Consider the following 6,408-nt stretch of genomic DNA (forward strand, 5'->3'; position numbering starts at 1 on the left):
ATCGATGAGCTCCAACGCCGCACTGAACACCACATCGCGGGACAACTTCGACCGGCGCCACCCACGCCGACCGGTCCCCGCCCTACGTGACCCGCCGGCGGCAACCTCGCCATCCCGGGTAGGCATCAACAACCCCCATCAGTCCCCTCGGATGCTGCCTATCCGGAGTTGGTCGTCGCGCGAAGCGAAGAAGACTCAGGCATCAGCGTCGGCGGCGTCGGCCGGTGGTTGCGGGTTCGGGTTCGGGTTGTTCGTCGGCGTCTTCGGGTTCTTCGTCCTCGTCGTCGTACTCGTCCTGGTAGCCCTCGTCGTCTTCGTCGTCGGCGTCTTCGGGCTCCTCGTCCTCGTCGTCTTCCTCGTCGTCGTCGTCGTACTCGTCCTGCATGCCGTCGGGGGAGTCCTCGTCCTCGTCCTGGTCGTCGTCGCCTTCCTCTTCGGCCACCACCTCGTCATGCTCGCGGGTGACCTCGCTGTCGCGGATCTCCCCGCGCCAGCCTTCGACCTCCTCGTCGGTCATCATCACGAACCGGCGATACAGCTTCAGATCCAACCGCGCCCGGCGACCCTGCGCCCGCCACACGTTCCCGGTCTTCTCGAACAAACCACCCGGGTAGTACTGCAACACCAGCAGAACCTTCGTCAGGTTCTCCCCCAACGGGTGGAACGTGACCACCCCGTCGACCGAACCCTTCGGGCCCTCCGACGTCCACGCGATCCGCTGATCGGGGATCTGCTCGGTGATCGTGGAGTTCCAGTTCCGCTTCGACAGGAAGATCTTCGCGTTCCACGACGACTTCGTCGGCTCGTCCTGGGAGACGCTCTGCACACCCTTCGCCCACTTCGAGAACTCCGCGAACTGCGTCCACCGGTTGTAGGCGTCCCGCACCGGGACACCGACGTCGACGTCCTCCACGATGTTCATCGACTTCCCGCCACCCGGGCCCTTCCCGCTCCGGCTGAACGCCCCCTTCACCTTGTCCTTCACCCCGCCCAGGACACCCTTGGCCCCAGCCTTCGCCGGCGAATCACCCTCGGCGACGTTCTTCGCCGTCTTCCCCAACAGACTCCCCGGCTCAGCGTCACCGGAGGCCACATCGGCCAACCGCTTACTGGTATCACCGATCTTGTCCCCGATCGAACCCAGCACCTTCTGCGACTGCGCACCAAGGAAACCCTCAGCACTGTGCAACAACTTGTCAGCAGCAGGATTCTTCGACGCCGCAGAACGCAACCCCGAAATACCCTCCTGCAAACCCCCACCATTCCCGGCGTTCTGGTCCTTGCCATTCGTGCTCACAAGAGGTCACTCCTTCAGTCTGTGCATCAGTGTTCAGGCGGATCGACGTCTGCCGTTCGCTGCCTTAGTTGTCTTCCTCGCGGACGTCTGCGAACCCCTACTGGCTGCACGCTTTGCTGCAGTGGCGCGGGTGGTCTTGCGGGCGCCGGCAGTCTTCTTCGCCGCGGTCCGCTTGGCCGGGCGGCCAGCCTTCTTCGCGGTCCGCTTGGCCGGGCGACCCGCCTTCTTCGCGGGGCTGGATTGGGCGGTGCGGGTGGTCTTGCGGGCGCCGGCAGCTTTCTTCGCCGCGGTCCGCTTGGCCGGGCGACCCGCCTTCTTCGCGGGCGCGGCCGTCTGGTCAGGCCGAGCTGACTCCTTGGCCGGCGCCGACTTACGGGCCCGCGCCGCCTTTCGAGGGCGACCCGCCTTCTTCGCGGGCGCGGCCGTCTGGTCAGGCCGAGCTGACTCCTTAGCCGGCGCCGACTTACGCCCCCGGGTCGCCTTTCGAGACGGCGTCGCGTTCGCCGACTCCGACGGCCTGGCCGCCGAAGCAGCAGCTTCCCTCTTCTGCGGTGACGAGCCCCCCCGCTGACGACGTCGACTTGCTGACGTGCGGCGGTCACGCCCGCTCTCGGGTGCAGGTCGTTCCGGGCGGTCCCGACGAGACTCGTTTCGCCGGGGCCGGCCCGGTCGCCGACGGCGCTCGCTACCAGTAGGTGCGTCGGCAGCGTCCGACGGCTGCTCCTCGTCTTCGTCGGCTACCAGGTCTTCGGCGCCTTCGGGCTCTTCGTTTTCCTCGTCCTGCTCGTCCTGGTCGTCGTATTCGTCTTCGGCGCCTTCGGGCTGCCCGTCTTCCTCGTCCTCCTCGAACTGGCCACCTTCAAGCTGGTGCTGCAACCGGTCGGTGCGAGATTGGAGAGAGTCGGCAAGCCGCTCCATGCGGGTGTTCATCGCCGTCGTGGCGGCCGCCCGTCCGGCGCTCATTAGGTCACCGCGAACGTCGCCCCCGAGCTTGGAGATCTCCGGCCGCTGCAAAAGCTGCGTCAGAGCTTCCTTGCCGAGCGCCTTCGGATCGATCTTCAATTTCTTGCCGAGGAGCCACGAGGCCAAGGTGATCGCCAGCTTGACTCTCTTTGTACGTCCCAGCAGGTAACCGCCAGCGACAGCCGCACCTACCTTGGCAGATTCGTTCACAGGTCTCTCCTGGTCATCATCGGGTAGCCGGGGGGGCCGGCCGGCGTGATCGGGTTTCCTCGTGCCATACGGAAGCTGAGGCGAGAATGTCGAGTAGCTCGTCCTCAGCTCGGTCGAACTCCTCTTCGCTTATCTCCCCGGCCTCAAGCTTTCGTGCCAACTCGCGAAGTTCGGCATGAATCCTGCCTTCGTCATAGAACTCTTCTTCCGCCGCATTCACCAGTTGATCGGCGACCCACGCCACGCCGCGCACAGGCGCCAACGGCAGGGTGAGGAGTCCGGTGAACAATCCCACGATCAACCACCGGTTTCCACGAAGCTGTACGGCGGCAACGGACCGGTCAGCTGCAGCACGACATCGGCCCCGGACTCTTCCTGCAGCTGATCGACCGCCGTCGTGAAGCGGTTCACCGCTTCCTGGTCGACGAGGAATGCCGCATTGAGTGCGCACCCCTTGACAGGCGTTGCCGGGGCGGACTGCACGGCTATTGGACGAAGACGACGGAGCACCCGATCGGCACACGATCGATGACGGACCTCAACGACGTCAGCCACCACCTGACCGAGACGTACCTGCGCGTCGTAAGTGGGATGACGCCTGACCTCGTCCCGGGCCTTCTTCACCGCCGCCTCGCTCGCCGAGGACGCGACCATCGTGTCCTCATCCGGGAAGGCCTTGACGTTGAACTCGACCCGGTCGGCCAGCTCATCTATGAGCTGCAGGTAACGATCGCCGTCCCTGCGCAGATTTTCCAGGAACGTCGATTGGTCGGGAGACACCACTCCAAAACGCATCGGCAAGACCGTGCCTTGCCGACCCAAAACCTCGAGCACCTCTTCATGTCGCAGCAGGTCGCGACGCTTGGCCCGCAGGTCATCTGGAGCGTCGCTCACCACCGCGGCGAGGCGTCCGTCGGAATCATCGATCCGCTGCACCGGCCGAGCAGCTTCCCCAACCGCCTCTAACCCCGAGATCTCGCATGGGTGGTCGGCAGCGACGATCCCATAGACATACAACGCCGGCATGCTCAGCCCTCATCCTCGGACTGAGGCTGCCGGCGACGGCGCGGCGCCGAGCTGGAGCGTCTGCGCGCCGGCTGCCGATCATCATCGTCGTCGTCACCGTGAATCGCGTTCGAGACAGCGTCCTTGGCGCCGCTGAGAGCGCCCTTGGTCTTGCCGTGCGCCCCGTGCTCCTGCATGCCGCCGACGAACTCGTCCAGCGTCTTGCCGTCCTTGGTCTGGGTGAGATCGAGCCGATTGACAGCCTCGGCGAACCGGAGGTAGGTGTCGACGCTGGCGACCACGATGCGGGCATCGATGGTGAGGATCTCGATGCCGACGAGAGATACCCGGACATAGACATCAATGACCAGGCCCTTGTCCAAGATCAGCTCAAGGACGTCATAGAGCGTGCCTGACCTTGCGGGCCGGGCGAGGCTTGGCTGCTGACTCATGACGGACATGCTGTTCCTCCTGCTGGTTTCGGTCGCCGATCAGGCGACGAGCCGGTCAAGTGACAGCCGAACGTCCTCGCGACGCAGGCCAAATGCGGTACAGAGTTGACTCATCCGCTGGTCGAGAGCCTGAAGCGCGACCCCGAGCCGCTCGACCTCGTCCGCGGACAACGAACCGCCCTCCATGCGATGCAGGGCCTGGCGTTCCATCAGTTGCCGGATGACGTCGACAAGAGCGAGTACCAGCCGGGACAGTCCTCGGTCGGTGTCGCCGGCTATCTCGGGCAAAGACGGTGGAGGACCGGGCGCGGCGGTCGGAACCGGTGCCGTCTCCGATGCCCCCAGTGCGCGGTGGCGGTCCTCAACCGGACGGCGGCGAGGACCACCTTGCCGACCAGCATCAGACTCGCCGGATTGCACCGGGACCCGCGCAGGCGTTCCAGGCGCACGCTGCTCCGGCGCATCGGGACGGGCAAGCGTCTCCACGGAGGAGAGCAGCAACCGCAGGTCCAGGCGGACCAGGTCGACCCCGGCCAGGCCAAGGAGTACATCACCGGCCACGACGGTGCCCGCGGTGAGGAGCCGATCCAGAATGTCGACAAGAGAGCCGTCATCGAGCATTCCCCGGGTCTCAGCCACGGCCGCCCCCCAACTCGGGCAGCCGGACGAAATGGTACGGCGGCCACGGCCCGCTAATCTGCAGCTGCACGCCGTCCTCCTGGAACCGGGTCCGCAGTTGTTCGGCGCAATGCTGGAGAGCCTCCGGGTCGTTCACCAGATAGGACGCGTTAAACACCAATCCCTCGGGGTCATCCCCGTTCCCGCGCCGGCTCACGGCGGAGTCGACCGCATGGGACGCCAAGGCGTCGTGCACAGCATCGGCGCAGGCATGCACCCGCTTGCCGACCGTGTGGTACGTGCGGGCAGCAAGTTGGCGGCGCAACATCCACGCGGTTCCTTCCGCCGCCGCATCGGCCTCTTCGGCGGCGGCGTTCAGCTCCGCGTCCTGGCGCCGCGCACCGTGAAAAGCCGTGTCACGATCGACGTGCAGCTTGACTCCCCACTCCGTGCAACCGCGCAGTCGACGGAGCTCGTCGGTGAGCACTCTTTCGTGCTCTGCAAGTAAGGCTGCGACTTCGGAAGCCTCCGGATAGACCGTGCCGAACCGCATCGGTAGTACGGTCGTGCGCTCACATGCGTTCTCTACGACTCGCTCGTGGTCACGTATCGCCGTCGTGAGCCAGCTGTGCTCGGACACGTCCGGAGACTCCTGCGCCGCCTGAAAGCCGGCGAGCCGCACTGTGCTGCTCAACGCCCCCAGTCGACCTTCGACGACCATGGTCACCGCAGACCCCTCGATCCCCGAGACGCCGCTCAACTCTTCTTGCGGTGCCGCTTCGCTGATGCCGTAGACGTAGATTCCTTCATCCGCGTCAGTGAAGGCCGCCTCGCGGGTCGCGGTCTCGGCGACCTCGGCTGCCGCTGCCCTGGACTGCCCGACCAGCCAACGCAGCACCGCGCCCCGGTAGGCCTCGGTCAGTCGCGGGACGAGCCACTCGAGGACGTCCGCACGCGCACGAGCGTCAGCGTCCGCCCACAACCCCGCCACCGCTTCCTCGGCGTGATCATCGAAGAGTTCGGCGTCAGTGGCCATTGCCGGTCTCATCCTGACGTTTGCCCGACCCGAGCTCATGTCCGTCCCCGAGCGCGGCCTCGAGCTTGTCCAGGCGTTGCCGAAGTTCACGGTTCTCCCGCTCCAGCGATCGCGCATCCCGGGACAGAAACGGGTCATCTACCCACCAATCGATGCCCATCTCCTTCGCGGTGTCCGCCGAGGCGATCAACAGCCGCAGCTTGAGGGTGAGCAACTCGATGTCGAGCACATTCACCACAATGTCCCCGGCGATCACCACACCCTTGTCCAAGACCCGCTCGAGGATGTCGGCGAGAGAGTCCGTGGATCGAGTAGCGGGCCCGGACGCCTGCGGGAACCCTTGCATGGCGCTCATGAGTCACCGGCCTGATTGCGGAAATAACGGCGGGTGCGCTCGTAACGGATCAGCTCGCCACGGTCATCGACCATGACTTCGTAGCTGGCAAGCACGCTCGTCGATTGCGGTATCCGTTCGAGTTCGACGACCTCGACCTGCAGGCGCCACCCCTCGTCGGTATGTTCCAGACCCGACACGGTGTCGGCTTCTCGTCCTGTCAACCCGCACAGCTGGTCCATCGCCTTACGTGCCAGTGCCGCCGGCGTGAGACGTGGCCGAGCAGCTCGCCGGTGCGGCTCGCGGCTCTGCGCCTTCCGAACGCCGCGACTCTCGCGCTCAACCATGACGTGTCCTCCGTAATCCGCTGCAGCACCCAAGCAGTCGGCCCGCGGATCGGGCCACGTCGTTAAACCTCCCGGGTGTGTCCACCGGCGCGCCCCTACGCCGTAGGCATAGCTCATACCCCACCGTCAGACCTCAAACACTCCAC

Annotated in this window: 9 protein-coding genes; all 9 read right to left on the reverse strand. The window is 65.7% G+C overall.

Going from position 1 to position 6,408, the window contains the following annotated elements; translation table 11 throughout:
• Nucleotides 1-202: 202 nt before the first annotated feature.
• Genes VGH85_03120 through VGH85_03160 form a run of 9 tightly spaced genes read right to left on the reverse strand, consistent with a single transcriptional unit; the run spans nucleotide 203 to nucleotide 6,262 of the window.
• On the reverse strand, nucleotides 203-1,297 hold the full coding sequence (locus VGH85_03120) for an SRPBCC family protein (protein HEY2172782.1): 1,095 nt from the start codon (nucleotides 1,295-1,297) through the stop codon (nucleotides 203-205).
• A gap of 33 nt (nucleotides 1,298-1,330) precedes the next feature.
• On the reverse strand, nucleotides 1,331-2,470 hold the full coding sequence (locus tag VGH85_03125; GenBank protein ID HEY2172783.1) for a hypothetical protein: 1,140 nt from the start codon (nucleotides 2,468-2,470) through the stop codon (nucleotides 1,331-1,333).
• A gap of 16 nt (nucleotides 2,471-2,486) precedes the next feature.
• Nucleotides 2,487-2,765, reverse strand: coding sequence for a gas vesicle protein GvpG (locus tag VGH85_03130; protein ID HEY2172784.1), 279 nt, complete (start codon nucleotides 2,763-2,765; stop codon nucleotides 2,487-2,489).
• Between the two features lie 2 nt (nucleotides 2,766-2,767).
• Nucleotides 2,768-3,496, reverse strand: coding sequence for a GvpL/GvpF family gas vesicle protein (locus tag VGH85_03135; GenBank protein ID HEY2172785.1), 729 nt, complete (start codon nucleotides 3,494-3,496; stop codon nucleotides 2,768-2,770).
• 2 nt (nucleotides 3,497-3,498) lie between these two features.
• Complete coding sequence (locus VGH85_03140; protein ID HEY2172786.1) at nucleotides 3,499-3,936, reverse strand: gas vesicle structural protein GvpA; 438 nt, start codon at nucleotides 3,934-3,936, stop codon at nucleotides 3,499-3,501.
• A gap of 30 nt (nucleotides 3,937-3,966) precedes the next feature.
• Nucleotides 3,967-4,566 (reverse strand): gas vesicle protein GvpJ, encoded by a 600-nt coding sequence (gene gvpJ / locus VGH85_03145; protein HEY2172787.1) that lies wholly within the window; start codon nucleotides 4,564-4,566, stop codon nucleotides 3,967-3,969.
• Nucleotides 4,559-5,581: a GvpL/GvpF family gas vesicle protein gene (locus VGH85_03150; GenBank protein ID HEY2172788.1), complete on the reverse strand. Its 1,023-nt coding sequence runs from the start codon at nucleotides 5,579-5,581 to the stop codon at nucleotides 4,559-4,561. The genes gvpJ and VGH85_03150 overlap by 8 nt, the downstream gene beginning before the upstream one ends.
• Entirely contained in the window at nucleotides 5,571-5,927 is a 357-nt protein-coding gene (locus VGH85_03155) for a gas vesicle protein (GenBank protein HEY2172789.1), read from the reverse strand. Before VGH85_03155 ends, VGH85_03150 begins: the two co-directional genes overlap by 11 nt.
• Before the next feature lie 5 nt (nucleotides 5,928-5,932).
• The gene (locus VGH85_03160; GenBank protein ID HEY2172790.1) at nucleotides 5,933-6,262 is read right to left on the reverse strand and encodes a gas vesicle protein; all 330 of its coding nucleotides are present in this window, start codon (nucleotides 6,260-6,262) and stop codon (nucleotides 5,933-5,935) included.
• Nucleotides 6,263-6,408 lie beyond the last annotated feature (146 nt).

The organism is Mycobacteriales bacterium, from assembly GCA_036497565.1.
Lineage (GTDB): Bacteria > Actinomycetota > Actinomycetes > Mycobacteriales > QHCD01 > DASXJE01.

Coding starts and splice junctions, on each gene's coding strand:
- VGH85_03135 (HEY2172785.1), bottom strand. CDS start 3,496: ATGCCGGCGTTGTATGTCTATGGGATCGTCGCTGCCGACCACCCATGC.
- VGH85_03140 (HEY2172786.1), bottom strand. CDS start 3,936: ATGTCCGTCATGAGTCAGCAGCCAAGCCTCGCCCGGCCCGCAAGGTCA.
- VGH85_03150 (HEY2172788.1), bottom strand. CDS start 5,581: ATGGCCACTGACGCCGAACTCTTCGATGATCACGCCGAGGAAGCGGTG.
- VGH85_03155 (HEY2172789.1), bottom strand. CDS start 5,927: ATGCAAGGGTTCCCGCAGGCGTCCGGGCCCGCTACTCGATCCACGGAC.
- VGH85_03160 (HEY2172790.1), bottom strand. CDS start 6,262: ATGGTTGAGCGCGAGAGTCGCGGCGTTCGGAAGGCGCAGAGCCGCGAG.